Raw genomic sequence first — 26,765 nt, forward strand, 5'->3', positions numbered from 1 at the left:
TCAGCTTCCGTAGACGCGCTGCGCCGGCTCGCGCCGTGCGACCAGCGCGGCGACCGCGCCGCCGATCTCAGCGACGTTCCAGCGCGCGCCATGATCGATTCGCGGTCCCGTGCGCCAGCCTTCGGCGACCGCGATCATGCCGCCGGCGGCCTCGAACACTTGGCCGGTAACATCGCGTGACTGCTCGCTGCCGAGCCACACCACGAGTGGCGCGACGTTGGCGGGATCGAAGTAGTCGAAACCGTCGGCGGGCTTTTTCATCATGTCGGCGAACACGCCCTCGGTCATCGAGGTGCGCGCGGCGGGCGCCAGCGCATTCACGCGAATGCCGTAACGTTGCAACTCAGCGGCCTGCATCAACGTGAGCGCCGCGATGGCCGCTTTCGCCGCGCCATAGTTCGCCTGGCCGATCGAGCCTTGCAGACCGGCGCCGGAACTGGTGTTGATAATGCGAGCATCCACGGCGGCGCCCGCTTTCGACGCCTCGCGCCATTCACGCGCGAGCCACTGCGCGAGACAGAAGTGACCACGCAGATGCACTCGCATCACGTCGTCCCAATCGTCCTCGGACATGCTGGCGAACATCCGGTCGCGGCAAATGCCCGCGTTGTTCACCAGCACGTGAATCTCGCCGAACGCCTCATGCGCGGCATCGACGATGCGTTGTGCGGTGTCGATGCGCGTGATGTCGTCCGCGTTGGCGAGCGCACGCCCGCCGGCTTGCGCGACCTCGTCGCACACGGCTTGCGCGGCGTCGTGGCGAATATCGTTGACCACCACCGCCGCGCCTTCGGCGGCATACGCAAGCGCATATTCGCGGCCCAGCCCGCCTCCCGCGCCGGTGATGATCACCGTGCGGCCATTGCAGATTCCCATGCTTGATCCTCGTAGACAGTGATGCGCTTACAGGCGCTCGATGATCGTGACGTTGGCGAGCCCGCCGCCCTCGCACATCGTTTGCAAGCCGTAGCGGCCTTGCGTGCGTTCGAGTTCGTGCAGCAGGCTGGTCATCAGCCGCGCGCCGGTGGCGCCGAGCGGATGACCGAGCGCGATCGCGCCGCCGTTCGGGTTGGTGCGTGCGTGCGGATAGCGCGTTTCGGCGAGCCACGCCAACGCGACCGATGCGAACGCCTCGTTGAGTTCGACGACGTCGATGTCGTCGAGCGTCAGGCCGGCTTTGCGCAACGCGTGACGCGTCGCGGGAATCGGCGCGGTGAGCATCCACAGCGGATCGTCACCGAGCACGCTCAGATGATGGATACGCGCGCGCGGCGTGAGGCCGTAGCGTTTGAGCGCATCTTCGGAGACGATCAGCAAGGCCGCTGCGGCATCGCAGGTCTGGCTGGACACGGCGGCTGTCAGCGCGCCGCCCGGCATCAACGGTTCGAGCGACGCCATCTTCGCGAGCGTGGTGCCCTTGCGCGGCGTTTCATCGTCGACGACGCCCGCGAACGGCACGATCTCGCGCGCAAAGTAGCCGCTCTCGATTGCGGCCAATGCGCGCCGGTGACTTTCGAGCGCGTACTGTTCCATCGTTTCGCGCGACAGATTCCAGTGATCCGCAATCCGCTGCGCCGCGTGAAACTGCGAGACCGGCGCATCGCCGAAACGCGTCCGCCAGCCGATGCTGCCGGAGAACGGATCGGTAAAACCGAGCGGCACGGCCGCCGTCATCGCCGATGAAATCGGAATCTGCGTCATGGTTTGCACGCCGCCCGCGACCACTACGTCCTGAGTGCCGCTCATCACCGCCTGAGCGGCGAAATGCACAGCCTGTTGCGATGACCCGCATTGACGGTCCACGGTCACGCCGGACACCGTCAACGGTAAACCCGCGGCGAGCCAGCAGGTGCGAGCGATATTGCCCGCCAACGGGCCGATCGTATCGACGCAGCCGAACACCACGTCGTCGTATTCCTCGGCGGGAATTGCGTTACGCGCGACCAGTTCCTTCAACGCGAAGCCGCCCAGGTCCGCAGCATGCACCTGCGCGAGTCCGCCTTTGCGGCGGCCGGTCGGCGTACGCAGCGCGTCGACGATATAAGCCTGTTTCATCGGCACTCCAGTTCAAAAGTATGGGCCGGGCCGATCGGCACGCGCGCATCGATCAGCGCTGCCGCGACGCGGGCTTTGTGAAACGTCGTGTCGCCCCAACTGCTCGCGAGCGCCCAGATGCGTTTCATGAAGATCTGCAAATCCAGTTCCCACGTGTAGCCGATCGCGCCGTGCACCTGCATCGCGTGGCGCGCGGCGAGTTGCGCCGCGGCGGTGGCGGCCAACTTCGCGTGCGAGACATACAGCGCACGCTGCGGATCGTTGTCGGCGATGGCGCACGCGGCGCGATACACCACCGGCCGTGCGAATTCATAGCGGATCGCGACGTCGGCGAGCAGATGCTTGAGCGCCTGATACGAGCCGATCGGCTTACCGAACTGCTTGCGCTGCGCGCTGTAGTCGATCGCCATGTCCAGCACGCGTTGCGTCAGGCCGAGCAATTGCGCGGCGACGGCGAATGCGCCGCGATCCAGCGCGCCGGCAAGAATCGGTGCCGCTTCGTCGCGTGATGCGACGCGCGTTTGCACCGAGCGTTCCCATTCGACTTCGAACAGACGCCGCGACGGATCGACACTCTCCACCGCATTCAGTCGGCACGCGTGCGGCGTGAGCCAGTGCAACTCGCCATCGCGCTCGGCCAGCAACACTTGCGCGACATGCGCGTCGCTGACATACGGGTTCACCGGATGCGCAATCGCCACACGCGCCGAGCCCGCCGCGATGTCGCGCAACAACGCGTCGCGCCGCTCGCTCGCGGGCAGCGCTTCGAGCATGCTCACGGCCACCAGCGCGGTATCGAGCAACGGCTCGGGAGCGGCGAAGTAACCGTAGGTCTGCGCAAGCAATGCCCACTCCACTTCACCAAGGCCCATGCCGTCGTGACTCTCCGGCACCGAGAGCGCCGTCAGCCCTTGCGCGGCGAACAGGTTCCAGATGCTGTCCGAGCGCCCAGTCGGCGTGTTCCACAACTCGCGGATCAACTCGGGCGTCATCTCCGTCATGAGAAAACGCCTGACGCTGCTGACCAGCGCTTCCTGATCCTCGTTGAATACGAAATCCATAGTTCCTCGCTCAATCCTTTAAGCGTCTGAATGCGTGCCCGATGCGGTGTGCCGCGTCTGCAACAAGCACGGCAACCAGCACGTCATCACGAGCGCGGCATCCCCAGCATCCGTTCCGCGACGATGTTGCGCTGGATCTCGTTAGTGCCCGCATAGATCGGCCCGGCCTGTGCGAACAGAAAACCGTCGAGCCAATTACCGAGCGCGGCGTGCTGTTTGTGAGTACGCGGCACCACCTCGCCGCGCGCGCCGAGAATGTCGAGCGCGGTCTGATGCATGCGCAAATCGAGTTCGGACCAGAACACCTTGTTGGTGCTCGACTCCGCGCCGATATGGCCGCCCTTCTGCAAGCGGCTAGCGGTCGCATATGTGGAGAGCGCGTAGGCTTGCGCATCCATCCATGCGTCGATCACGCGCTCGCGCAAAGCTGGATCGCGATCGGCCTCGGCACGATGCGTCAGATAGAGATCGCGCAACGCCTCGGCGGTGCGCTGAAACCGCGCCGGCGAGCGCAGCATCAGGCCGCGCTCGAAGCCGGCCGTCGCCATGGCGACCTGCCAGCCCATGCCTTCGCCGGCGAGGCGGTGATCGAGCGGCACGCGCACGTCGTCGAAGAAAATCTCCGCGAAGCCGGTGTGGCCGTTCAACTGGCGGATCGGTCGCACGGTGATGCCGGGCGTGTCGAGCGGCACCATCAAAAAGGTCAGGCCGTGGTGACGCGTGGATTGCGGATCGCTGCGAAACAGGCCGAACAGCCAGTCGGCCCAGACCGCGCGCGTCGACCAGATTTTCTGGCCGTTGAGGATGTACTCGCCGCCCGTGCCGCCGTCGCTGCGAGTCGCGCTCGCGCGGATCGCGGCCATGTCCGAGCCCGCGTTCGGCTCGGACCAGCCTTGCGCCCACACGTGTTCGCCGGCCGCCATCGCGGGCAGGAAACGGGCCTTCTGCTCGTCGGTGCCGAAGTCCATCAAGGTCGGGCCGAGCAGGAAGATGCCGTTCTGATTCACTCGCATCGGCGCGTCGGCGCGCCAGTATTCTTCTTCGAAGATCAGCCACTCGATCAGATCGCAGCCGCGTCCGCCTAACTCGCGCGGCCACGTCACCATGCTCCAGCGACCCGAATGCAGCGTGCGCTCCCATGCGCGATGCGCGGCGAAGCCCGCTTCGGTATCGAAGCTCGGCAGCGGTTCGCGCGGCACGTGCTCGGCGAGCCAGCCGCGAATTTCGGCGCGAAACGCGCGCTGCGCCGGCGTGTAGTCGAGCTTCATGGGCGCGCTCCGGCCTGGCGTTGGGCGGCGTCGAACTGCGCGTCGCGTTTTTCGACGAACGCCGAGCGTGCTTCGACCGAATCGTTCGTCATGTACGCCTGCAACGTGAAGCCCTGCTCCCAGCGGTATTTGTCTTCGAGGTCGCCGTCCTCGATGCCGTTCAGCGCTTCCTTGGCGAGTTGCAGCATCGCGGGGCTTTTTGCCGCGATCTTGCGGGCCAACTCCATTGCCGCGTCACGCAACTGTTCGCGCGGCACGACGCGTTCGATCGCGCCGAGACGATAGGCCTCGGCGGCGTCGACCATCTCGCCGGTGAAATACATCGCGCGCACTTTCTGCACACCGAACATGCGCTGCAAATGCGCGCCGCCACCCATCGCGCCACGGTCGATCTCGGGCACGCCGAAGCGCGCGCATTCCGACGCGACGATCACGTCCGCCGCGCCGCAGATGCCGATCCCGCCGCCGAGCACGAAGCCGTGCACCGCGACGATCACCGGCTTCGGACTGCGGTGCACGGCGCGAAACGTCGCGTAGTTGCCGGCGTTGACGGCAACGATCCGCTCTGGATGCGCGGCCAGTTCCTTGATGTCGACGCCCGCGCAGAAGCCGCGCCCCGCGCCGCGCAGCACGATCACGTGCACGCTGTCGTCGCGGCCGAGCGCGTCGATCGCATCGGCGAGCGCTTGCCAGCCTTGCGTATCGAGCGCATTGACCGGCGGCTGATCGATCACCAGCTCGCCGATGCCGCCTTCTCGTTCGATCCTGAACGGCAGCGAGCGGACGCTGTCGAGGGCTTGTGTCATGGTCTGTCGTCCCTGATGAATGTTATGGATGTGCTTCAGCGGTTCACGCATGAACCGGGATGCCGCGCATCGCGGCCAGCGCGTCGAGCCGCGCCACCGCTTCGTCGACGATGCGGCCGATCAGGCTTTCGCACGGTTCGAGCGCGCCGATCACCGCGGCCACCTGGCCGCTCGGCAACACGCCCTCATCGGGCGCGCCGTCGACGATCGCGCGCTGGATCAGAAACGGCGCGTTGGCCGCCATCAGCGTCTGGCTCGCGGTGTAGTTGTGATCACGCAAGGCCTTGAGTCCGAGCGACGCCATCTGCGTGAGACTCATGCCACTCTGGCGGCGCCATGCTTCGGCCGTCTTCAAGGCGAAAAGCGTGCGGCGCAATGGGCCGAAGGCTTCGAGCCGCAGTAGGTATGGGTTGTCGATCATGCGTTGCGGCAAGCCGTCGAGCGCCGCAGACACGCGAATGTGCGACGGGTCGTTGACCGCGACGTAACGTTCGAGCGTGGCGCGCGGCACGGGCGACTCTTCGGTCATCAGAAACCGCGTGCCCATTGCGATACCGGCCGCGCCATAGCCGAGCGCGGCGGCGAGACCGCGTCCGTCGAAGAAACCGCCGGCTGCGATCACCGGTACGTTCACCGCTTCGAGCACACGCGGCAGCAGCAGCGTGGTCGGCATCGAGCCCGTGTGGCCGCCGCCTTCCGCGCCCTGCACCGTGACCGCATCGGCGCCGAGTTCGACCGCTTTCTGCGCGTGCTTCGGCGCGCCCACGGTCGGAATGCACATCACGCCCGCGTCCTTGAAACGGCGGATCGTTTTCGCGTCGGGGCCGCGTCCGTAACTCACGGCGCGCAGCTTGTGGCGAATCGCCAGATCGACGACCTGCGCCGCGTTCGGCTGGAACATATGGAAGTTGATGCCGAAGGGTCGGTCCGTCAGTTCCTTCACGCGCAGAATCTCCGCTTCCACGCGGTCGGCTTCGAGCGTCGCGCCGGCGAGAAAACCGAAGCCGCCCGCATTGCAGGTGGCGGCCACGAGCCGCGCATCGGCGACCCAACCCATCGCCGTCTGCACGATCGGATAGCGGCAGCCGAGCAGATCGCACAGCGGCGTATGCAGGGCCGCGCTCATGCAGCCTCTCCTTTTGCCGCGGCGTCGCCAGCGTCGGCGGGCGTTGCGCGTTGCGAGTCGGCCATCTTGCGGGCGTCGTAACCACCGAGCCGGTCGCCGCTGATCAGTTCGTTGTGCGCGTGGGCGAAGTGATGCCATGCGAACGCGGCATCCATTGCCGCGCGCTTGCCTTGCAGTTCTTCGACGTGATTCACCGCCTGCTTGGTGAGCGTCAAGCCAAGCCTGGGCATGTGTGCAATCTTCGCGGCAATCTCCGCAACGGTGTCCTGCAAGCGCTCGCGCGGCACGACGCGGTTCACCATGCCCATCTGATAGGCGCGCGCCGCATCCATCCGTTCGCCGAGAAACAGAAACTCCTTGGCGATGCGCGGATTCAGTTCGTACGCGTGCGCGAAATATTCGACGCCGGGAATGCCCATGCGCACGACCGGATCGGAGAAGAACGCGTCGTCGGACGCGACGATCAGATCGCACACCCACGCTAGCATCAACCCACCGGCGACGCACGCGCCCTGCACCATCGCGATGGTCGGCTTGGGCAGATCGCGCCAGCGGCGGCACATGCCGAGATACACCTCCTGCTCGCGGGCGTAGAGAAACTCGCCGCCTTCCTTGCCGACGTGGTCGTACCAGAGCGAGGCCCGCTCGAACGATTGATCGATATCGCGACCCGGCGTGCCGATGTCGTGGCCCGCGGAAAAGTGCTTGCCCGCGCCAGCGAGCACGATGACTTTCACGGCATCGTCGTTCGATGCGCGTTTGAACGCCGCATCGAGCGCGTAAGTCATCTTCGAGTTCTGCGCGTTGTGGTACTCGGGGCGATTCATCGTGATGGTCGCAATGCCGTCGCTCACGCGATACTCGACGACCCGCTCTTCGGCTTTCGTTTCCGCCGTGGATGGCTGGTTCGACATGACGTCCCTCACGCGCGGCGCGGCGCCGGATTGTTGCGCACGACGCTCGCGCGCAGGTTGTGCGGATCGAGCGCGCGCATGATGCGCAGATCGTCTTCGCTCGGCGGCGGCGTTACGTGCATGTCGGGATGCGCGAGCAGCGGAAAACTGGTGACGTCCTGCACTTCGTCGAAGCTCACGCCAGGATGCAGCGAGCGCACCCGCACCGCATGATCCGGGCCGCCGAAGTCCATCACGCACAGATCGGTGATGATGCTGCGCAGATCCGTGAATGCGCGCATGCCTGGAATCTCGCGGGCCGGGTTGTAGCCCACGCTGCACACCATGTCCACTTCGCCGGCCACGAACGTCCGCTTGCCATGCCCGCTCACGAAAAACGAATTCGCGTGGTTGATGCTGTTGCCCGGGAAGCCGCGCGCGCCGAGCAGTTGTGTCTTCGGCTTCGAATAGTCGTCACCGAGCCAGGAGATGTTGGCCTGGCCGAAGCGGTCGATCTGCGTGGGCATCACGAGTGCATGCCGTTTGCCATGCCACACGCAATCGAACACACGCTCATAGGTCATCAGGCCCGACGCTTCGACGCGGCAACCCGCTTCGCGCGGCCCGAGCGGCACCGGGCTTTCGACCAGATAGGCTTCGCCATCGGTGAGCATCAAACCGGCGTTGTAGGCAAGGCGCGCAAGACCTGCAGCGAGGCGCGGACCTGTGCCGATGCCGGTCGCCAGCACTTCGCCGTCGTCGCGCCAGACACGCGCCGCGGCAGTGATCATGAGTTCGGCGAGAGAATAATCGAGAGAGTCGCTCATCTGCGCTCCTTTACAGAATCGGCAACGGCAACGCCGCCACATGGGACCGGCCGCCCGCGCGTTGCAGATAGCCGGATTCGTCGGTGCCTACCGTGTCGTGCAGATAAGCCGCGGTCTGCGCCTCGCCCTCGGCGCTCGCGCAATACGTCTTCAGATGCGGCAGATCCCAGCCATAAGCCGGCGCGCACGAGGTCGGATGCGCGCCGCACGGCGTATGCACCACGCCCGTGACGAGCGAACGCTCGAAGGTGTTGCGACGCGCGAGGTCGAGGTCGCTGCTCGCGAGCGAGTCCACGACCGTCTCGCTGCTAACGAAACACTTCGCCGCCGCACGAGCGAACCAGGCATCGAAGAACGGATCGGGGCCGTCGATGCGCGTATTGCCCATCCGGTCCGCCGCGTTCACGTGCAACAGTGCCGCGTCGAGTTCGATGGCGGGCATCGCGAGCAGCGTCTCGCCACCGTACGGCGACTCGACCGTGCGCAAATGCGGCGCGTGCTTGAGCAGATCGGTGCCGAGGCCGACTCGCGTGGGCAGAAACGGCAAGCGCGCGGCGGCGGCACGCAGGCCGAGCTGCAACATGCCTTCGTCGAGTTCCCATACATCGATTGCGCCGGTTTCGCGCGCCCGGCGGAAATGCGGCTCGAGCGGAATCACATCGAGCGACACAAAGCCGAACACCACCTTGCGCACTTTGCCCGCCGCGCACAGCAGGCCGACATCCGGGCCGCCGTAGCCGACCACCGTGAGGTCCTTCAGATCCGAGCGCACGATTTCGCGCACCAGCGCCATCGGTTTGCGGCGCGGACCCCAGCCGCCGATGCCGATCGTCATACCGTCGGCGAGTTGCGCGACCACGTCGCGCGCGCTGAGTTGTTTATCGAGTGTTTTCATATCGGCCTAGCGAAATCCCACGCTGAAGTCATGTCCCCACAAGCTCACGCGCGTCGCTTCATAGACGCTGTGCTGCGCCCAGTCGACCGTCAGGCCGCCATAGCCATATTCCATATCGAAGCCGCCCGGCGTCTTCATGTAGAACGAGATCATGTGGTCGTTGCAGTGGCGGCCGAGCGTGGCAGAGAGCTTCACGTCTTGCGCCACGACACGGTCGAGCGCGCGGCCTACTTCATCCATCGAGTCGACTTCGGCCATCACGTGAATGCAGCCGGACGGCACCGCCAGATCCATGATCGCGAGGCTGTGGTGGCGCGCGTTCTTACAGTGCAGGAAGTGGATGCGTTTTTCCGGCTCGGCGGGGTCGTCGGTGAAGCGCACGCGGAAGATGTCGGACAGCTCGAAGCCCAGCACGTTGCGCAGGAACGCATCGGTGGCGTCGAAGTGCGGCGCGGGCAGCACCGCGTGGCCGAGGCCCATTGCGCCGGTCACGAAACCGGGCACGCCGAGCGGCGAAGCGAAGCGGCGGAAATCGGCGCACACGCCCCAGAAAAACTCGTGCCGGTTGCCGGAAGGATCGACGCACCACGCCATCGCCTGCACGCGTCGCAATGCCGCTTCGTCGGCGCTCGCACGGACCGCTTCCACACCATTCGATTCGAGCGCGCGAATCGCGTGGTCGAACGCGGCAGCATCGGCCAGTTCCCAGCCCGATGCGAAGTAGCGATCGGTGTCGCCGGGCACGATCAGGTAGCGGAAATCGCGCTCGTCCATCTTCAGATACAGCGCGCCGCTGGCTGCTTCCTGCGCCTGCATGCCCAGCACGTTTTCTGCGTAATCGCGCCATGTGTCGACCCTGGCCGACTGCACGACGACGTAGCCTAAAGCCCGCACATCGATCATCTCCGACTCCTCCAGAAGCTGTTGTTGTCAGGCTTATTCTGGCGGTGCGGAGCGTGCGCAACATCGTCTGTTGGGACTAGTTTGCAGCGGTGTTTTCAGTGGTTTTTTCGCTGTTTACATCGATGCTTCCGGCGCCATCGCGCAGACGGTATTTGAGCACCTTGCCGGCCGCGCTCACGGGCAACTGATCGACCAGCGTGACGAAGCGCGGCACCTTGTAATTCGCCATGTTCTTGCGAGCCCAATCAGTCAGTTCCTCGGCGCTTGCATGCTCGCCCGAGCGCAACACGACATAGGCATGGCCCACCTCGCCGAGCCGCGCGTCCGGCACGCCGATCAGCGCCACCTGCGCGACCGCCGGATGCCCGCTGAAAAGCCGCTCGATCTCCGCCGGATAGCAATTGAATCCGCCGACGATGAACATGTCCTTGATGCGATCCGTAATGCGCAGATAGCCGCGTTCGTCGAGCGTACCGAGGTCGCCGGTGTGCAGCCAGCCGTCGGCGTCGATGGTGTCGAGCGCCGTTTCCTGCTGGCCGAAGTAGCCTTGCATGACGTTGTAGCCACGAATCAGCACTTCGCCGGTTTCGCCCGGCGCGAGCGCGCTGCCGTCGCTGTCGGCGATTCGTATCTCGACGCCTGGCATCGCGCGGCCCGAGGTGTGCGCGATGGTTTCGGCGTCATCGCCACGCCGGCAGAGCGCGGCAAAGCCACACGATTCCGTCAGGCCGTAGCCGGTCAGCACCGTCTCGAAGCCGAGTTGCGCGCGCATTCGTTCGATGAGACTCGGCGCGATCGCAGCCGCGCCCGTCACCGCCACGCGCAGCGAGGACAGATCGCGCTCAGCGAGTCCCGGCATGTCGAGCAACGCGTGATACAGCGTCGGCGGCCCTGGCAACACGGAGACGCGATCGCGCACGATGCGTTCGAGCACGCGCTCCGGGTTGAACACCAGATGCGGCAGCACCGTCGCGCCGCTTGCCAGTGCCGCGAGCCAGCCAGCCTTGTAGCCGAACGCATGGAAGAACGGATTGACGATCAGGTAACGGTCGGCATCGCGCAGCGTCGCGATCTGCGCCCAGTCGTGGACCGCGCGCAGATTCTGGCCGTGCGTGGTCATGACGCCTTTCGGGCGGCCCGTCGTGCCGGACGTGAACATGATGTCCATCAGCGTGTCGGGACGCACTTGCGCTTCACGGCTGCGAAACGTCTCCATCGACGTGCCCGCTGCGCGCAGCAGGAAGGCGTTCCACGTTTCGTCGCAACCGTGGGTCGTGCTGGCGGACGGCAATGCCTCACCGTCGAACACGACAATGCGCTCCAGCGACGCCGGACGATGCGCGGCCAACATCGCCGGATACGATTCGCCAAGGAACGTGCCGCAGCAGAACAGCAGCCGCGCGCCGCTGTCCTCGAGAATCGCGCCGGCTTCGAGCCCTTTCATACGCGTATTGATCGGCACCAGCGCTGCGCCCGCGCTGTGAATCGCCAGCGCCGCGACGATCCACAGCGCGACGTTCGGCGCCCAGACCGCGACGCGCTCGCCCGGTTGAATGCCGCAATTGATCAACGCGCGAGCCGCCGTGATTCGCGCGGCGTCGAGTTGCGCGTAGCTGAGATTGCCCTGTACCGTTTCGATCGCGATGCGCGTGCCGTAGCGCGCGGCGGCTCGCGCGATCAACGCGGGCGTCGTCAGAATGTGGTTCAGCGTCATGATGAATTCGATGAAGAGGGTTCGCGGCACGCGCAACACGCGAACGCCGCGCGTGCGCGCCGCGAACCTAGTCGGGGAAAGCCACGCGCAGCGTCGCGCTGGCGGGTGTGGCACTGCAGGCGAGCGTCCAGCCCTCGGCGAGATCCGCTGCGTCGAGCACGTGATTGGCGTTCAGCTTCACGCTGCCGTCGACGACCCGGCACATGCAGGCGCCGCATAAGCCGTTACGGCAGGAGTTGGGAGCGGGGATATCGGCGCGCAGCATGGCGTCGAGCAGGGTTTCGCCCGGCTCGCTCACTACGTGGAAAGTGGTGCCGTCGAGTACGGTTTCGATTTTCGCGAAGGGTTCGGCTGCCGCCTCGGTCTCCGCTCCGCTTCTGGTTTTGCCTTCCGTCTTTGTTTTGGCATCGGCTCCATCAGTTTCCGTTGCCGTAGCTGTTTCCCGCGCGGCAGACTTCACCACGGCCGCCGGCAAATCAGGCAACGAAGCAAAGCGCTCCACATGCACTTTCGCGCGCGGCAAGCCCAGCGCCAATATCGCCGCCAGCGCGTTCTCCATGAACAGCGCCGGTCCGCAGATGAAGCACTCCTGCATGCTCCACGGCCGCGCCAGTTCTTCCAGATGACGCTGCTGCGGAATACCTTGCACGCTGTCGAGCCAATGGATCACCCGCAAACGGCCTGCATGTCGCTGCCCGAGTTGCCGCAGTTCATCGGCGAAAATCACCGACTGCGCGTCGCGGTTCGCATAGATCAGCGTCAGCGTGCCGCGCCCGTTCACCAGCGCCGACTTCAGTATGGACAGCACCGGCGTGATGCCACTGCCGCCCGCGAACAGCAGCAGATCACCGTCGAGCGAGCGCGGTGTGAAGATGCCGGCCGGCGCCATCACGTCGAGTTCGTCGCCGGGCTGGACGCTGTCGCACATCCAGTTTGAAGCGCGTCCGTCGCGCACCCGCTTGATGGTGATCTTCGGCGCATGGTCGATACCCGGCGCGCTCGAAAGCGAATAGCAACGCTGCACGGTCGCGTCGGCGCACGGCACCCTGAGCGTGAGAAACTGCCCCGGGCGATAGCTGAACGCATCGCGCAACGTCTGCGGCAGATCGAACACGAAAGAGCGCGCGTCGGCGCTCTCCGCGATTACGTCCGCCACTTTGAGCCGGTGAAAACGCGAATCGGCCATGGCGCGCGAACTCAGGCCACGCCCATGATCAACTGCGCGTTATCGATCCGATACTCGCTGCCGTTGATAAAGCGCGATTCATCGGATGCAAGGAACAACACCAGATTCGCGATGTCTTCCGGCAAGCACATACGCGCATGCGGATCGACAGATTGCGTGAGCACCTCGCGCGTCTCTTCGGCGGCGCCGAAGAACGGTGCGGTCATCGGCGTGAGAATGCCGTCCGGGTGAATGGTGTTGCAACGGACCTTGTAGCCCTGCTGCTTGCAATGCGCGGCGATTGCGCGCGTGAGCGCCGTCACCGCGCCCTTGCTGGCCGAATAGGCGCAGAACGCGCCGAGCCCGCCCAACGCCGCGACCGACGACATATTCACGATCGAGCCGCCCTTCTCCTTCATCGCCTTCACGGCCGCGCGGCAGCCGAGAAAATAACCTTCGGCATTGATGCGCAGCACTTGCTGCCATTGTTCGAGCGTGGTGTCCTCGATACTGCCGAGCAACAGCACGGCTGCGTTGTTGACCAGCACGTCCGGCGTGCCGAAGCTACTCTGCGCGGCGCCGAACACATCGTTCCAGCCCGCTTCGGACGTGATATCGTGGCGCACGAAGCGAGCCGCGTCGCCGATTTGCGCCGCCACTTCGCGGCCGGCTTCCTCGTTGACGTCGGTCAGCACGACACGCGCGCCTTCACGAGCGAACAACAGCGCGTCCTGTTTGCCGACGCCGCTCGCGGCGCCCGTCACGACGGCGATCTTGCCTTTGAGTCTCTCTCCCATCTTGGTTCTCTCTTGTCGGTGTCAATCAGTTTCAGTGAGGGAATGGGCGGCGTTCGCGAGAACCACGCCCGCTGCGGCCCGGCCCGCCTGGCGGCCGGACCAGATACAGTCCGCGAGCGAAAGGCCGCTCACGTAATGATTCGATGCGAGTCCGCACGCGGCGCGGCCCGCAGCGAACAAACCTTCGATCGGCTCGCCTTGCGCGGACAACACCGCGTTGGTCGCCTCGTCGACCCGCAGTCCACCGAGCGTGATCGACGGACACGGGAAAACGCGGCTGTTGGCCGAAATATTGATTGCGTAATAAGGTCCGTGCGCGAGCGGTTGCAGCATCGCGGCGGATTTGCCGAATTCGCTGTCATTGCCGTTCATTGCGGCAGTGTTGTAGCGGACCACGGTTCGCGTGAGCGCCGCCGGATCGCAGCCGATGCGCGTGGCCAACTCCGCCAGCGAGTTACCGCGCTTGCGGCCCGCGAGCATCAGCAGCAGCGCGGGCACGCTTTGAAATGCCCAAAGCTTGCCGCGCACGCACTCGTTGAGCGCCTGCTTGACGAGGCGCGCGTCGAGAATCAGCCACGCACGCCCTTCGCGGGTTTCGCACATCGCGTGGCCGAGCGCAGCGCCGTACACTTCCTCGTTGCAGAAGCGCTCGCCGTGACGATCCACGACACAGCCTTGCGCCCAGGCATAGGGCGGATTGATGAAGCGCCACGCGGACACGCGTTCGAGCCGCGCGGCCACCCCGCCCGCCGACACGCCGAGCCGGATGCCGGCGCCATCGCAGCCGGTGGTGCCGAGCCGCCAGTTCGGCAGATAGCGCGGCGCATGCTGCGCCAGCATCGACCGATTGAAGATGAAGCCGCCAGTGCTCAGCACGACCGCCTCGGCTTGGATCGTGATGAGGCGGCTCTCGCGCATTTCGATGCGATGCAGCGCGGCGCGCAAGCGGTCCGCCCAAGCAGGCATGCCGTTATGCAGACGTTCGGCCCAACGCGCTAGCCGCCGATGCGCACGCTGGGCGCGGCCCGGCGCCACTTGCCAGACCTGCGCGCCGATCACGCGCCCGCGGCGATCGGTGACGAGCCGCCGTACGCTCGCGTGGCACAAGGTGTCGATAAAGGGCTGCGCTTCGACGGCACGGCGCAGCGTGTCGTACAGTACGCGCCCCGACATCCCGTCGCCAACCACTCGATGCCCGCGCGGCGCAGGCGCATGTTTGCGCACGGCATCGCCCACGGCCTCGTTGCCGGAGTAGTACAGGTAATAACGATTCTGCGGATACGAAGTCTTGCGCGGCGGCACCGACGCGGCGAAACGCACGCCGAGCCGTTCGAGCCAGCGCAGCATATCGACGCTGCCTGAGCAAAAGCGCGCGAGTGTCGCGGCGGACACCGCGTCGCCGACCTCCTGCTGCAAGTACGCGAACATCGCTTCGGGTGTGTCGCTGTAGCCGGCTTCATTTTGATAGCGCGTGCCGCCGCCCGCGTACACCACGCCGCCGCTTTTCGCGCTCGCGCCGCCGCCTTCGAAGCGCTCGACGATACGCACCTTCGCGCCCGCCGACGCCGCTTCCAGCGCGGCGCACGCGCCCGCCGCGCCGAAGCCCGCGACCAGCACGTCGCAGACATCATCCCAGCGCATGCGCGCGGGATCGTCGACGACGAGCGGCGCGTCGACCGGTGTCGCGAAGTCCTGCCGTGCGAACGATGAGTCGTGCATGTCGCGGCGCGCCTCGCTCAAGCCGTCACGCAGCGCGCGGGCGCCGTGGCGGTCGTATAGACGCCGTCCACGTACACGAGTGGATCGACCTCGCCACTGATCAGCACCTGTTCGACGCGGCCGATAAAGACCGCGTGCGTGCCATAGTCGAAGCGGCCGTCCTGTGTGCAGATCAGACTGGTCTGCGCATCGAGCAGAAACGGCACGCCTTGCGCCGAGCTTTGCCAGTCGCCGGTCGTGAAGCGCTCTTCGCCCTTCAGCCGCCCGCTGCAATCGATCGCGATGTGCTGATGCTGCGCCGACAGCACGTTCACGCAGAACGGCACGCCCTGATCGAGCGGCGGAAAAATCGACGAATTGCGGTTGATGCAGATCAGCAGCGAAGGCGGCTCGGTCGACAGCGAATCGACCGCGGTGGCCGACATCGAATAGCGCCGCTCGTCGTCGCTGCAGCTGATGACGGCGACCGAGCGCGCGAGACGCCGCATCGCCAGCAACATGTCCGCGCGCAGCGGGTGAGAGTTGAGATCGGTCATGGTGTGACTCCGCGAAGTTCGCTGGTTGAAGCACGGGCGCTGTCCGATGCAACGGACTCGACGTCGGCGAGATGATTGGCGGCGATGTAGCCGAAGGTCATCGCCGGTCCAAGTGTCGAGCCCGCACCCGGATAGCTCGCGCCCATCATCGAGGCGCCGGTGTTGCCGATCGCGTAAAGGCCGGCAATCGGCGAGCCGTCCTCGCGCAGCACGCGGGCCGAGGCATCCGTCAACAGTCCGCCCTTTGTGCCGATGTCGCCCGCATCGATCCGCACCGCGTAGAACGGGCCGGTGTCGAGCGGCGCGAGACACGGGTTCGGTTTGACGCTCGGGTCGCCGTAGTAGGTGTCGAACGCGTTGCCGCCTTTGCCGAATTCTTCATCCACGCCGCTCGCGGCATAGCGATTCATCTTCGCTACCGTGTCGCGCAGGCCTTGTTTATCCACGCCGATTTGCGCGGCCAATGCATCCAGTGACTCGGCCTTGTAAAGCAACGGACGGAACGGTGCGGGAATGCGCGAGTCGGGCATCATCGCGCCTGGCATGATCGGCCCGCAGGGATATTTGTGGCGGAACTTCGCGTCGAACACCATCCACGCCGGCACGCTGGCGCCTGTTTGTGCGTGGTCGCGGTACATCGCCGGGACGAACTCCGAATACGGCGCCGCTTCGTTGACGAAACGCTTGCCGAGTCCGTTGACGACCACGCATCCAGGCAGATTGCGCTCGACGAACAACGCCCGCTGCTTTTCCTCATGATCGACGTGCACGGTCGGCGCGCCCCACACGTGCTCCATCAACGCGACGCGTGCGCCGAGTTGCATGCCGGCGGCGATCGCGTCGCCCGTGTTGTGCGGTGGCGTGGCGCTCCATTGCGCTTGCGTCGGACGCGGCAGAAAGCGCTCACGCATCGCCTGATTCCGTTCGAAGCCACCCGCCGCAAGAATCACGCCGCGTTTAGCCAGCACGCGCACGCGTTGGCCGCCGTACTCGACCACCACGCCCGTCACGCGGCCGTCGGTTTCGAGCAGTTCACGCATGGGCGAGTTCAGCCACAGCGGCACGTTGCGATCGAGCAAGGCGCGGCGCAAACCGCCCGCGAGCGCATTGCCGAGCGTAAGCCGCCGATCACGCCGCGAGTGAAAACGCGCACGCCAATCGAACCAGTAGCGGCCGAACTGCTTCAACGCGAGGCCGATATAACCGGGCGCTTTCGACAGCAACACATGCGCCTCTTTCGATGTCACCGCCACGCGGCCGCCAATCAGCGTACCCGGCGACGGCAAACGCAACCGCGCGAATTCGGCGCCGAGCGACGCGCCATCCACCGGCAACGGATCGAGCGCGCGATAGCCCGGCATCGAGCCCGGCAGATGCTGAAAGTAGTCCGCGTATTTCGGCAGCGATTCGTAACGCACCGGCGTATTCGCTTCGACATAGCGCAGCATTTCCGGCGCGACGTCGAGGTAAGCATCCAGTCTGTCCGAAGCGGTCACGCCTTTCGTGCAGGCGTCGAGATAGGTGCGCGCCGCTTCGCGCGTATCGGTCGCTCCGAGTTCGGCGATATGGTGATTGCACGGAATCCAGATACCGCCGCCCGACACCGCCGACGTGCCGCCGTACACCTCGCTCTTTTCGATCACCACGGCCGACAGACCACGGTCAGCAGCACGGCACGCGGCCAGCATGCCACCCGCGCCGGAGCCGACCACCACCACGTCGAACACATGCGTCTGCTGCGTTTGCTGTTCGCTCATGAGCGCATCCGTCAGATGAAGAAGTCGGTGTTCGGGCGTCCCAGCATCACGGCGCCGAGATTCTGACCGAAGCGATCGACGTTATTCGCGTAGTGCGCGCGCGCCGCATGCAGATCGAGAAAACGACGCACCAGCGGATTGCGGTTGTAGATGCCGTTGCCGCCCGCGTAGCGCAGCAGCGCGTTGGCGGCCTGGGCGCAACGCTCCGCCACCTGCGCGGATTGATAGCGGAACAGCACGCGCCGTTCTATCGAGACTTCCGGGCCACCATTTGCGGCGGCCATCAGTTCGGCGAAATTGCGCTTGAGCAGCAGCTTCATTTCGTCGAGCGCTACCGACGCGTTCGCGCAAGCGGTTTGCGCGCCCGTATCGTCGGTCGTCTTCGCGCCGCTGTTGGCGCTCACGCGCGTGGCGGCGTACGAAGTGAAATCGTCGAGCGCGCCTTGCAGCGCGCCGATGCAGGCCGTGCACACCGCGCGCACGAAAATCTGCGCGAACGGCAGTTGGAACAGCGGCGCATCGTTGAGCGCGAGGCCGGGACTCGTGCCCATCATCCCGTCGATGGCTTTATGCGTGCGGTAGTCCGGCACGAATACGTCGTTCACCACGATGTCGTGGCTGCCGGTCGCGCGCAAGCCGAGCACGTCCCAGTCCTGCTGGATCGTGTAATCGCTTTTCGGCAGCAGAAAGGTGCGGTATTCCGGCGGCTCGCCGTCTTTGGCCGGCGGCACCAGCGCGCCGAGAAAAACCCAGTCGCACAGTTCGCTGCCGCTCGAAAACTTCCAGTGGCCCGACAGCCGGAAGCCGCCTTCGACCGGCGTCACGCGTCCCACCGGCATATAGGTCGATGCGATCAGCGTGCTTTCATCCTTGCCCCATACGTCTTCTTGCGCGCGTTGATCGAACAGCGCGAGCTGCCAGTTGTGCACGCCGACCACGCCGTACACCCACGCGCTCGACATGCAGCCACGCGCCACCGCCATCTGAATCTCGAAGAAGGTTTGCGGGTCGAGTTCGTAGCCGCCATAGCGTTTCGGCTGCAATACCTTGAACAGCCCTGCCGCCTGAAAATCGGCCACTGTTTCGGCGGGAATGCGCCCGTTAGCCTCGGCTTGCGCGGCGCGTCCGGCTAGTACTGGCGCGAGCGCTTCGGCGCGGGCGATCAGTTCGGCTGCAAGGGCGTTCGAATCATTGTCGCGATGCACGGCAGTCTCCTTGTCGACCAGAGTTAGTGCTTCACATGTCGACCAGACTTCGCGCTTCAGCGCGCTAGTCTGGTCCCCTGCAAAGCATTACTCTGGTCCCACGCGCGAGAGGTTTCGCGCTTGTTCTGTTGGGTTCATCTTCGAGGCGCGGCGGCCGCGTCGCATCGTCTGAAGGGACTAGCGACGCGCGACGCGCCCGTTCAAGCTCAGGCGCCGTTACGCCACGGCCTGCGCCTGCTGCTTGCCCGCCTTCACGCGGTTGAAATAAGGAATCACGTGCTCGCCGATATTGCGGATCGTTTCGAGCTGCGCTTCCTGCGGCACGGTGCCCATCTGGCAAAGGAACAGCACCTCGTCCACGCCCGCTTCCATCAAACGCCCCACGTAGCCGATGCAGTCGTCCACCGTGCCGTACGCGTGGTTGGGGTTCATCATCGAAAGGGCCGGGTCGCTGAAATCGACCACCACTTCTTCCGAGGCGAGGCGCGAACGGATCACCATTTCGCCGGTATTGCCCTTCACGAGATCGTCGCCCCAGTTCGACGGATCGGGACGCTCGCCGCCCGTGTACCAGTACGCGAGCGATTCCATGAAATAGCGCTGCCCGCGAATGCCGATCTTGCGCGCCTGCTGGCCGTCGCTCATCACCACGGTCGGGCACAGCGCGGCCAGATGCTGGGTCGGACGAAAGCCCACCTGGTCCTCCGGCTTGCGCGTCGCCCAGGCTTCGCGATAGATCGCGTTCTTCTTCGCCACTTCATCCGGGCCGCCGAAACCGAGCACAAGTGCGCCGAGGCCGCGTTGTCCGGCGCGCAGCAGGCCGTCGTTGTTGGTGCACGCCATGTACATCGGCGGATGCGGGTCCTGGAACGGCTTCGGGTGAATCGGCCGTTTAGGAATCTTGATGTATTTGCCGTCGTGCTCGATCTCGTCCTGCACGAACATCTTCGGCACGAGGTACATGGATTCGTCGATCATCGGCTGCAGCTCGGCGAGGTCGTAGCCGAACGCGCCGGCTTCCTGCTGGCTGCCGCCCTTGCCGACGCCGAAATGCACGCGGCCGCCGGACAGGATGTCGAGCATCGCGACGCGCTCCGCCACCTTGATCGGATGGTTCATCGCGGGCGGCAGGCAGATCACGCCGTGGCCGAGACCGATGCGGGTCGTGCGCCCCGCCAGATACGCGAGAAAGGTTTCCGGTGCGCTCATGTGCGCGTAGTTGGTCAGCGACGTGTGTTCGACGCACCATACGGTATCGAAACCCATCTGCTCGGCGAGGAGCGCCTGCTCGACGGTCTCCTTGAATACCCGGTGATCGCCTTCCCGCGAAGCGTCCGTGGTCTGGGCTTCGTAGATCAGAGAAAACTTCATTGCGTGCGTCTCCATGAATTTTGGACTGTGCTGAAACGGGCGGTCCGCCCGCGACCCGGCGATGAACCTCGCGAAGATCGTGACGGTCCACGGAATGGAGTTTCAGATCGCGCGTGCTTGCCGGCATCGTCTATTTGGATTAACGGCGTGTGCTTTGGCGTAGAAGCTTTGATCGAAGGCGTTTCGCACCGATTTTTCACGCGTGGGCTAGTCCGATTGGACCTCGTGCTGCGCGCGTGCGCGGCGCTACGATCAAGCCGCTGTACGACGACGATGCAACGATGCTCAACCGATGGGAGTGCAATGCAATGAAGGCTTCGATGATGCTGTACCCGGTCGATACGATCGACGCGGCGCTGCCGCTCTTTGTCGACGGGTTAGGGCTGGTGGTGAAATTCCGTGATGGCGAGCGCTACTGCGCGCTCGATGGCGGCGCACTGACGGTGGCGCTGGTGGCGGGCGAGGAAAGGATCGTCGAGCGCGCGGCGCTGGTGTTTCGCGTGGAAGAAAACGACGACCTGTATGCGGCAATGGCGCGTGTCGTGGCAGCCGGTGCTTCAGTGCGAGTCCCGGTGCAGCAAGGTCCGCACGAATGGCGCGCAGTGCTGGAGGATAAACACGGCGCGTTGCTGGTGTTGTCGCAGAAGCGCGTGGCTTGAGACGCGCTTGATACGTTGCAGCGCCCACCGCGCGTACGAGAAGCGCGGCGGGCATCCAACCGCCAAATGGCTAACCGAGCGGCACCACGCTGCCCAGCAGAATCCGCACGAGCGTCGCCTGACGCGTCACACCGGTCTTCGAGAAAATCGCCCGCAGATGCGCGCGCGCGGTGTTCTTGCTGATGCCCAGTTCGTCGGCGGCTTCTTCAAGCGTCAAGCCGTTGGTCAACAGCAAGGCAAGCGATGTTTCCGCCGGCGTGAGGTCGAACAGCTTGCGCACGATTTCCTGCGAACCTTGCGACTTGCGATCCGGATCGCGCAGGAACAGCACCGTCGCCGGGCGGCGCTTGTTGTCCTCCGACCAGTCCGAGAGTGGGATCGTGCGCACCAGCACGCCGAGTCTCGGCTTGTCGCAACCGCGTGTGATCGGCATGGCTTCGACGATCGGCGCGGCGGTGCCGAAGTGGCCCATCAGCGCATGACGCACGAGGCGCTGCAGATTGCGGTTCTCCTGAGCGTCGGTGGCCTCGACATGGCCATGGGCGATACGCAGCCCGTTAGCCTGCGCGAGAATTTCGTCGGCCACGCTATTGGTGCGCATGATGGCTCCGCTCTCGTCGAGCGTGACCGTGCCCACCAGCATCCGGTCGATCGCGCTCGCATACAGCGTGCGTTCCGATTCGACGATATCGAGCCGCGAGTGCAGTTCGACCGCGCGTCGCAGATGCGGCAGCAGGAGCGCGCAAAACGCCTTGTCGCGTGCGGAGAAATGCGTCGCGCTATGACTGCGGCACACGCGGAAACGGCATTCCACGCCGGACTCCGTGCGCAGATCCGCGCCCATGATGTAGCGGATATCCGCCGGCTTCAGGAACTGCTTATACAGCTCGCTGGTGAGCCAGCCGGTGTCGCCGAATACTTCGTCGACCGTCACCACGCGATCGGCGGGCAAGCCGACGAACGGGTCGAGCGAATAGTAGTAGTTGTTGTACGACGTTTCGCCCGGCACGCCCGGCCCGGTTTCCGACGCATGCACCATCAGGCCGCGCCGGTCGCTCGAAGGCGAACGCAGAATCAGCGTCGCGTAGCTCGCGCCGAGCGAGGTGCGGATCAGCTCCAGAGCACTAGCCCACGGCGTAGCCTCGAGCGGACCCTGATAAATACGCGCGGCAAGTTCACTGAACTGCGCCACGCTCATGTCCGCGAGTTCGCCCGCGGATTGGCCCTCTTCAGGGGCCCATTTTGTCTCCATCAACACGCTCCGTCCTCCATGCGACTTTGCATCGCGACGCCAAGCTTACGGGGCACTCTGGCTGCTGGCATCGGTGGAACTACTTAGCCGGCGGAAGTTTCGCTGTGCGTGCAAATGAACTCTCGTCCAATCGGACGATGCTCGCGTCATGGCGCCGCGCTTCAATGCAATCAGTGCTGACAGGCGCGGCCGTTCGCTCGTCGCGTGGCTCGCGATCGCTTTGCAATACCCGGTATAGCCGCTTTCATAACAGCCTTCTCAGGAGACCCGATGGCGCTCGATCCCCAGGCGCAGGCCGTGCTCGCCGCTTTCGCCGGCATGCCCGCGCTCGACTTCACGCAACTCAGCGCGCCCGCTTACCGCGCGATGATCGCTGCGGGCGGCGCTTTTGCACCCGGCGACAAGGTCGCGGCGGAAGAAGCTCTGCTGATTCCCACGGCGAACGGCTCGATTGCCGCGCGTCTTTATCGGCCTGTGAAGCCTGGCGCAAGTGGCGGCGTCGATGGCGACGCATTGCTGCCGCTCACAGTGTTTTTTCATGGCGGCGGCTTCGTGGCTTGCGGGCTCGATACGCACGCGAACCTGTGCCGCTGCCTCGCGCAACGGGCGCAAACCGTGGTGCTCTCGGTCGATTACCGGCTCGCGCCCGAAGCACGCTTTCCGGCTGCCGCACACGATGCGCTCGACGCCGTGCGCTGGGCCGCCGCCAATGCCGCCGATCTGCGCGTGCGCGCCGGTGCGCTGGCTGTCGCCGGCGATAGCGCGGGCGGCAATCTCGCCGCCGTGGTCGCGCAACAGTTACGTCATAGCGGCGTGAATATCGCGCACCAGTTGTTGCTTTACCCGGTGGTGGATTGCGCAACGGAACATCCGTCATATGAATCGATGGGCAATGGCTACTTCCTGAGCGCGGACCAGATGCGCTGGTTCAAGGACCAGTATTTCGACAGCGGCGCCGATCGCGCCGATCCGCGGGCTAGCCCACTCGCCGCCGTCGATCTCAGCGGCGTGGCGAACGCCACCATCATCAGCGCCGAATACGACCCGCTACGCGACGAAGCCGAGCACTACGCCGCAAGACTCTCGCAAGCCGGCGTGCTGACCACCCATGTGCGCTGGCGTGGCCAGATGCATGGCTTCGCCAGCCTGCTCGGCGTGCTCGACGCCGCCGATCAAGCACTGACGACAGCCGCGCGCGCGTTGTATTGCGCGCTGCATGTCGAGCCTTTCGTACTTCGTTAATCCGACCAGACATGACAGCATTGATTCGCCTCGCGGCCGAAGACGGCATCGCGACGCTCACGTTCGACCGCCCCGACGCCTTGAACGCCCTGAACGAAGCCATGGCGGCCGAACTGAACGCCAAGCTCACGCGCCTCGCGGATCACGACGAAATCCGCGCCATCGTGCTCACCGGCGCCGGCGACGCCTTCATGGCGGGCGGCGATCTGCAGACCATGCGCGCCGCCCTCGATGCCCAACCGGCCGCCCGCGACCGCGCCATCGGCAAACTCGTGCGGCTCGCGCAGACCGTGGTCGAGACCATCACAAGTTCGCGCAAGCCCGTGATTGCCAGCATCAACGGCGCGGTCGCGGGCTTCGGCCTGAGCCTCGTGGCGGCCTGCGATCTGGCTATCGCGGCGCAACGCGCTACGTTCAAGTCGGCTTATGGCCGCATCGGCACCTCGCCCGACGGCGGCGCCACATACATGCTGCCGCGCGCGCTCGGCGCAAGGCAAGCCGCGCAGTGGCTATATCTGGACGAACCCCACACGGCTGATGAAGCGCTGCGTGCCGGCCTCGTCAACTGGGTCGTACCGGACGACGAACTCGCCACGGCCACGCGCTCGCTGCTCAAACGCATGGGCGCGCTCGCGCCGGATGCCTTCGCGCACACCAAGGATCTGCTGCTGCACGCGCCGCAACGCAGCTTCGGCGAACATCTGTACGCGGAGCAACGCAGCTTCCTGCACTGCGCGGCCGGCGATGATTTCCGCGAAGGCATCGACGCGTTTTTCGGCAAACGTCCCCCCGTTTTCGGCTCCGGCGCGCGCTGACGCCGTTTGTGTTCTTTACCCCGCACGGACCATCACGATGAAACTGGCCACCACCGACGAAATTGTCGCCGAACTGAAAGCCGGCCGCATGATCATTCTGGTCGACGAGGAAGATCGCGAGAACGAAGGCGATCTGCTGATCGCCGCCGATCACGTCACGCCCGAAGCGATCAACTTCATGGCGCGCTTCGGACGCGGCCTCGTGTGCCTGACGCTGAGCGCCGAACATTGCGAGCGGCTGAAGCTCGCACCGATGGCGCAACAGAACGGCACGCAGTACGGCACCGCGTTCACGATCAGCATCGAAGCCGCGCAAGGCGTGACCACCGGCATCTCCGCCGCCGACCGCGCGCATACGATCCGCACGGCGATTCACGCCGACGTGCGCGCCGAGCAACTGGTGCAGCCGGGACATGTGTTCCCGATCGCGGCGCGTCCAGGCGGCGTGCTCGTGCGAGCCGGACACACGGAAGCCGGTTGCGATCTCACCGCGCTCGCTGGCCTGACGCCCGCCGCCGTGATCTGCGAAATCATGAACGACGATGGCACCATGGCACGCCTGCCGCAACTGATCGAATTCGCCGCGCGCCACGGGCTAAAGATCGGCACCATCGCCGATCTGATCCACTATCGCAGCATTAACGAATCGCTCGTGGAACGTGTCGGCGAGCGGCCGTTGCACACGCCGTGGGGACCGTTCCGCGCGATCCAGTATCGCGACACGGTGCGCGCTTCCACGCATCTCGCGCTGGTGCGCGGCAACCCCATGCCCGAAGTGCCTGTGCTGATGCGCGTGCACGAATGTTTCTCGCTGCTCGACCTGCTCGACGCCGAGCCGTCCGCGCATTCGTGGCCGCTGCACGCGGCATTGCAAAAGATCGACGCAGCCGGATGCGGTGTGGCGGTGCTGCTCGATTGCGACATGCATGCGGATGCGAGCCGCGGTGCCCAAGGCGCAACCACTCGCAAGGATGGACGCCTGTCGGGCATCGGCTCGCAGATTCTGCGCGATCTCGGCGTGCGCAGACTGAACGTGTTGTCGAGCCCGTTCAGGCTGCCGGCGCTTTCGGGTCACGACCTGGAAATCATGGCGTTCATTCCGCTGGGCGAAGCGGATCTCGACAATCCGCATGCGTTCGAATTCGCGCCGCAAAAGGCCGGCGTTCGTCATTCTTTCGCGCCGACACAGGCAAGCGCTCGGAGCGCTTCGTCCGAACTTCAAACTACTTCCTGCTGACTCCTTTATGACTGCACGGACACAACCCTATGTCGCCCTCGTCACCGGCGCCTCGCGCGGCGCCGGCAAAGGCATCGCGCTCGCACTTGCGGCAAGCGGCGCAACCGTCTACGTGACCGGCCGCACGCAACGCGAAGGCGACGCGCCTTTGCCCGGCACGGTGCACGCGACGGCAATCGAAATCGACAAACTGGGCGGCAAGGGCATCGCCCTGACCTGCGATCACGCCGACGACCAGCAAGTCGCGGAAGTCTTCGAACACATTCGCCATGGCAGTGGGCAGCTGGATATTCTCGTCAACAACGCCACCACGTTGCACGATCAACTGATCCGCCTCGCGCCGTTCTGGGAGAAGCCGCTCGCTCTCGTCGACATTCTCGACGTCGGCTTGCGATCCGCGTATGTGGCGAGCTGGCACGCCGCGCAAATGATGGCCGCGCAAGGCAGCGGCCTGATCGCGTTCACCTCCTCGTTCGGCGCGAGTTGCTATATGCACGGCGCGGCCTACGGTGCGCAGAAAGCCGGCGTCGATAAATTCGCCAAGGATATGGCCGTCGATCTGAAACCGTATGGCGTGGCCGCGGTGTCGATCTGGATGGGCATGCTGCAAACGGAGCGCACCGCGCGCGTGATCGCCGCGCATCCCGAGCAATATGCGGGGTTCAGTGAACGGGCGGAGACGCCTCAATTCACCGGGCGTCTGATCGATGCGCTGTATCGCGATCCGCAACGGATGCAAAAGTCGGGCATGGTGCTGGTCGGCGCCGAGCTTGCGCACGAGTACGGCATCGCCGAACTCGACGGACGACGGCCGCCGTCGCATCGCGAAGCATTGGGCGGCCCCGTGCAGGCGCATCCGGCTATCGTTGCGTGATACGTTGCCTTGGGCACAGGTAGAGAGGCTCGATACGTTATAGGCAAGCGCCGTATCGAGCCATGTCCCGTTGCGCTCGACGTGAACACACGCGCTTTGCGCTAGAAACCGCTCACCACCAACGCGAACACGACCGCCGCGCCGCCTACCGCGCCGAGGAACGTGAAGCATTGCTCATCCTCGCCTGAACGGCGCGCCCACACCCGCCCTGCCAGCGCGGCAAGTCCGGTGATGCCGAGAAACAACGACAACGACGAGCCCGCCGTGCACACCATGCCGGGAAACTCGTCGCTCCATGCGCACGCGTATAACTGCCGCACCGATACGCCGATCACTCCGATCGCCACCAGCAAACCGGCTATCAGTCCATCGCGCTGAATTCTCGCTTTCATTTGCCACCCTCCTGCCTCATGCCTGTCTTCGTGCTGTCCATGCTCGCGACCTGAGTCCTTGCCGCACGGCGTTTTTTGCCGCAATACGACGCACCACGATCGAGGCTGCGCGCTTGCCGGTTCACACAGTCATTGACGGTGATTCGGTGCGCGCGGGCATCGTCCGGACGGACTAAGGGGGATTGCGGAGGAAGTA

The 26,765-nt window shown here is 65.2% G+C and carries 25 protein-coding genes; 5 read left to right on the forward strand and 20 right to left on the reverse strand.

The window, feature by feature from the left end:
* The 18 genes from HF916_RS24560 to HF916_RS24645 all read right to left on the reverse strand — a co-directional run bounded on the left by HF916_RS24560 (position 1) and on the right by HF916_RS24645 (position 20,098).
* Complete coding sequence (locus HF916_RS24560) at positions 1-876, reverse strand: SDR family oxidoreductase (protein WP_168791367.1); 876 nt, start codon at positions 874-876, stop codon at positions 1-3.
* Between the two features lie 27 nt (positions 877-903).
* A complete protein-coding gene (locus HF916_RS24565) occupies positions 904-2,055 on the reverse strand; it encodes an acetyl-CoA C-acetyltransferase (RefSeq protein WP_168791368.1) in 1,152 nt (383 codons plus the stop codon).
* The gene (locus HF916_RS24570) at positions 2,052-3,116 is read right to left on the reverse strand and encodes an acyl-CoA dehydrogenase family protein (RefSeq protein WP_168791369.1); all 1,065 of its coding nucleotides are present in this window, start codon (positions 3,114-3,116) and stop codon (positions 2,052-2,054) included. Before HF916_RS24570 ends, HF916_RS24565 begins: the two co-directional genes overlap by 4 nt.
* An 86-nt stretch (positions 3,117-3,202) precedes the next feature.
* Positions 3,203-4,384 (reverse strand): acyl-CoA dehydrogenase family protein, encoded by a 1,182-nt coding sequence (locus HF916_RS24575; protein WP_168791370.1) that lies wholly within the window; start codon positions 4,382-4,384, stop codon positions 3,203-3,205.
* Positions 4,381-5,190 (reverse strand): enoyl-CoA hydratase family protein, encoded by an 810-nt coding sequence (locus tag HF916_RS24580; RefSeq protein ID WP_168791371.1) that lies wholly within the window; start codon positions 5,188-5,190, stop codon positions 4,381-4,383. The genes HF916_RS24575 and HF916_RS24580 overlap by 4 nt, the downstream gene beginning before the upstream one ends.
* A gap of 43 nt (positions 5,191-5,233) precedes the next feature.
* Positions 5,234-6,316, reverse strand: coding sequence for an NAD(P)H-dependent flavin oxidoreductase (locus tag HF916_RS24585; RefSeq protein WP_168791372.1), 1,083 nt, complete (start codon positions 6,314-6,316; stop codon positions 5,234-5,236).
* Positions 6,313-7,230, reverse strand: a complete 918-nt coding sequence (locus HF916_RS24590) for an enoyl-CoA hydratase (RefSeq protein WP_168791373.1) — start codon at positions 7,228-7,230, stop codon at positions 6,313-6,315. The genes HF916_RS24585 and HF916_RS24590 overlap by 4 nt, the downstream gene beginning before the upstream one ends.
* An 8-nt stretch (positions 7,231-7,238) precedes the next feature.
* Positions 7,239-8,036: a CoA-transferase subunit beta gene (locus HF916_RS24595; protein WP_168791374.1), complete on the reverse strand. Its 798-nt coding sequence runs from the start codon at positions 8,034-8,036 to the stop codon at positions 7,239-7,241.
* 10 nt (positions 8,037-8,046) lie between these two features.
* Entirely contained in the window at positions 8,047-8,931 is an 885-nt protein-coding gene (locus HF916_RS24600) for a CoA transferase subunit A (RefSeq protein WP_168791375.1), read from the reverse strand.
* 6 nt (positions 8,932-8,937) lie between these two features.
* A complete protein-coding gene (locus HF916_RS24605; RefSeq protein WP_168791376.1) occupies positions 8,938-9,834 on the reverse strand; it encodes a VOC family protein in 897 nt (298 codons plus the stop codon).
* Positions 9,835-9,910: 76 nt separating this feature from the next.
* Positions 9,911-11,548, reverse strand: coding sequence for a FadD3 family acyl-CoA ligase (locus HF916_RS24610; RefSeq protein WP_168791377.1), 1,638 nt, complete (start codon positions 11,546-11,548; stop codon positions 9,911-9,913).
* Between the two features lie 67 nt (positions 11,549-11,615).
* Entirely contained in the window at positions 11,616-12,734 is a 1,119-nt protein-coding gene (locus HF916_RS24615) for a ferredoxin--NADP reductase (protein WP_168791378.1), read from the reverse strand.
* Positions 12,735-12,745: 11 nt separating this feature from the next.
* Positions 12,746-13,510 carry an SDR family oxidoreductase gene (locus tag HF916_RS24620; protein ID WP_168791379.1) on the reverse strand — a complete coding sequence of 255 codons (765 nt, stop codon included), beginning with the start codon at positions 13,508-13,510 and terminating at the stop codon, positions 12,746-12,748.
* 21 nt (positions 13,511-13,531) lie between these two features.
* Entirely contained in the window at positions 13,532-15,229 is a 1,698-nt protein-coding gene (locus HF916_RS24625; RefSeq protein WP_168791380.1) for an FAD-binding protein, read from the reverse strand.
* Positions 15,230-15,246: 17 nt separating this feature from the next.
* The gene (locus HF916_RS24630; protein WP_168791381.1) at positions 15,247-15,765 is read right to left on the reverse strand and encodes a flavin reductase family protein; all 519 of its coding nucleotides are present in this window, start codon (positions 15,763-15,765) and stop codon (positions 15,247-15,249) included.
* Positions 15,762-17,522, reverse strand: a complete 1,761-nt coding sequence (locus tag HF916_RS24635; protein WP_168791382.1) for an FAD-dependent oxidoreductase — start codon at positions 17,520-17,522, stop codon at positions 15,762-15,764. The genes HF916_RS24630 and HF916_RS24635 overlap by 4 nt, the downstream gene beginning before the upstream one ends.
* Before the next feature lie 11 nt (positions 17,523-17,533).
* On the reverse strand, positions 17,534-18,727 hold the full coding sequence (locus tag HF916_RS24640; protein ID WP_168791383.1) for a flavin-dependent monooxygenase: 1,194 nt from the start codon (positions 18,725-18,727) through the stop codon (positions 17,534-17,536).
* A 216-nt stretch (positions 18,728-18,943) separates the two neighbouring features.
* A complete protein-coding gene (locus HF916_RS24645; RefSeq protein ID WP_168791384.1) occupies positions 18,944-20,098 on the reverse strand; it encodes an LLM class flavin-dependent oxidoreductase in 1,155 nt (384 codons plus the stop codon).
* Between the two features lie 308 nt (positions 20,099-20,406).
* Between HF916_RS24645 and HF916_RS24650 the strand changes: the two genes are divergently transcribed.
* Positions 20,407-20,757, forward strand: coding sequence for a VOC family protein (locus HF916_RS24650; protein WP_168791385.1), 351 nt, complete (start codon positions 20,407-20,409; stop codon positions 20,755-20,757).
* Positions 20,758-20,827: 70 nt separating this feature from the next.
* Here HF916_RS24650 and HF916_RS24655 read toward each other — a convergent pair whose 3' ends face one another.
* The gene (locus HF916_RS24655) at positions 20,828-22,009 is read right to left on the reverse strand and encodes a helix-turn-helix transcriptional regulator (protein WP_168791386.1); all 1,182 of its coding nucleotides are present in this window, start codon (positions 22,007-22,009) and stop codon (positions 20,828-20,830) included.
* 270 nt (positions 22,010-22,279) lie between these two features.
* On the opposite strand from HF916_RS24655, the gene HF916_RS24660 reads away from it, so the two are divergent.
* From HF916_RS24660 to HF916_RS24675, 4 genes are read left to right on the forward strand one after another with little or no spacing between them, the layout of a single operon-like run.
* Positions 22,280-23,251, forward strand: a complete 972-nt coding sequence (locus HF916_RS24660) for an alpha/beta hydrolase (protein WP_168791387.1) — start codon at positions 22,280-22,282, stop codon at positions 23,249-23,251.
* An 11-nt stretch (positions 23,252-23,262) separates the two neighbouring features.
* Entirely contained in the window at positions 23,263-24,066 is an 804-nt protein-coding gene (locus HF916_RS24665; protein WP_168791388.1) for an enoyl-CoA hydratase/isomerase family protein, read from the forward strand.
* A gap of 37 nt (positions 24,067-24,103) precedes the next feature.
* Positions 24,104-25,303: a bifunctional 3,4-dihydroxy-2-butanone-4-phosphate synthase/GTP cyclohydrolase II gene (ribBA, locus tag HF916_RS24670; RefSeq protein WP_168791389.1), complete on the forward strand. Its 1,200-nt coding sequence runs from the start codon at positions 24,104-24,106 to the stop codon at positions 25,301-25,303.
* 7 nt (positions 25,304-25,310) lie between these two features.
* Positions 25,311-26,177 carry an SDR family NAD(P)-dependent oxidoreductase gene (locus HF916_RS24675; RefSeq protein ID WP_168791390.1) on the forward strand — a complete coding sequence of 289 codons (867 nt, stop codon included), beginning with the start codon at positions 25,311-25,313 and terminating at the stop codon, positions 26,175-26,177.
* A gap of 101 nt (positions 26,178-26,278) precedes the next feature.
* On the opposite strand, the gene HF916_RS24680 is transcribed toward HF916_RS24675, so the two are convergent.
* Positions 26,279-26,569, reverse strand: coding sequence for a hypothetical protein (locus tag HF916_RS24680; protein WP_168791391.1), 291 nt, complete (start codon positions 26,567-26,569; stop codon positions 26,279-26,281).
* Positions 26,570-26,765 lie beyond the last annotated feature (196 nt).

Origin of the sequence: Paraburkholderia aromaticivorans, assembly GCF_012689525.1 — a bacterium.
Classification (GTDB): Bacteria; Pseudomonadota; Gammaproteobacteria; order Burkholderiales; family Burkholderiaceae; genus Paraburkholderia; species Paraburkholderia aromaticivorans_A.

Coding starts and splice junctions, on each gene's coding strand:
- HF916_RS24665 (WP_168791388.1), top strand. CDS start 23,263: ATGACAGCATTGATTCGCCTCGCGGCCGAAGACGGCATCGCGACGCTC.
- HF916_RS24615 (WP_168791378.1), bottom strand. CDS start 12,734: ATGGCCGATTCGCGTTTTCACCGGCTCAAAGTGGCGGACGTAATCGCG.
- HF916_RS24680 (WP_168791391.1), bottom strand. CDS start 26,569: ATGAAAGCGAGAATTCAGCGCGATGGACTGATAGCCGGTTTGCTGGTG.
- HF916_RS24560 (WP_168791367.1), bottom strand. CDS start 876: ATGGGAATCTGCAATGGCCGCACGGTGATCATCACCGGCGCGGGAGGC.
- HF916_RS24570 (WP_168791369.1), bottom strand. CDS start 3,116: ATGGATTTCGTATTCAACGAGGATCAGGAAGCGCTGGTCAGCAGCGTC.
- HF916_RS24650 (WP_168791385.1), top strand. CDS start 20,407: ATGAAGGCTTCGATGATGCTGTACCCGGTCGATACGATCGACGCGGCG.
- HF916_RS24630 (WP_168791381.1), bottom strand. CDS start 15,765: ATGACCGATCTCAACTCTCACCCGCTGCGCGCGGACATGTTGCTGGCG.
- HF916_RS24635 (WP_168791382.1), bottom strand. CDS start 17,522: ATGAGCGAACAGCAAACGCAGCAGACGCATGTGTTCGACGTGGTGGTG.
- HF916_RS24620 (WP_168791379.1), bottom strand. CDS start 13,510: ATGGGAGAGAGACTCAAAGGCAAGATCGCCGTCGTGACGGGCGCCGCG.
- HF916_RS24605 (WP_168791376.1), bottom strand. CDS start 9,834: ATGATCGATGTGCGGGCTTTAGGCTACGTCGTCGTGCAGTCGGCCAGG.
- HF916_RS24575 (WP_168791370.1), bottom strand. CDS start 4,384: ATGAAGCTCGACTACACGCCGGCGCAGCGCGCGTTTCGCGCCGAAATT.
- HF916_RS24585 (WP_168791372.1), bottom strand. CDS start 6,316: ATGAGCGCGGCCCTGCATACGCCGCTGTGCGATCTGCTCGGCTGCCGC.
- HF916_RS24580 (WP_168791371.1), bottom strand. CDS start 5,190: ATGACACAAGCCCTCGACAGCGTCCGCTCGCTGCCGTTCAGGATCGAA.
- HF916_RS24645 (WP_168791384.1), bottom strand. CDS start 20,098: ATGAAGTTTTCTCTGATCTACGAAGCCCAGACCACGGACGCTTCGCGG.
- HF916_RS24595 (WP_168791374.1), bottom strand. CDS start 8,036: ATGAGCGACTCTCTCGATTATTCTCTCGCCGAACTCATGATCACTGCC.
- HF916_RS24675 (WP_168791390.1), top strand. CDS start 25,311: ATGACTGCACGGACACAACCCTATGTCGCCCTCGTCACCGGCGCCTCG.
- HF916_RS24660 (WP_168791387.1), top strand. CDS start 22,280: ATGGCGCTCGATCCCCAGGCGCAGGCCGTGCTCGCCGCTTTCGCCGGC.
- HF916_RS24600 (WP_168791375.1), bottom strand. CDS start 8,931: ATGAAAACACTCGATAAACAACTCAGCGCGCGCGACGTGGTCGCGCAA.
- HF916_RS24655 (WP_168791386.1), bottom strand. CDS start 22,009: ATGGAGACAAAATGGGCCCCTGAAGAGGGCCAATCCGCGGGCGAACTC.
- HF916_RS24625 (WP_168791380.1), bottom strand. CDS start 15,229: ATGCACGACTCATCGTTCGCACGGCAGGACTTCGCGACACCGGTCGAC.
- HF916_RS24565 (WP_168791368.1), bottom strand. CDS start 2,055: ATGAAACAGGCTTATATCGTCGACGCGCTGCGTACGCCGACCGGCCGC.
- HF916_RS24610 (WP_168791377.1), bottom strand. CDS start 11,548: ATGACGCTGAACCACATTCTGACGACGCCCGCGTTGATCGCGCGAGCC.
- ribBA (WP_168791389.1), top strand. CDS start 24,104: ATGAAACTGGCCACCACCGACGAAATTGTCGCCGAACTGAAAGCCGGC.
- HF916_RS24590 (WP_168791373.1), bottom strand. CDS start 7,230: ATGTCGAACCAGCCATCCACGGCGGAAACGAAAGCCGAAGAGCGGGTC.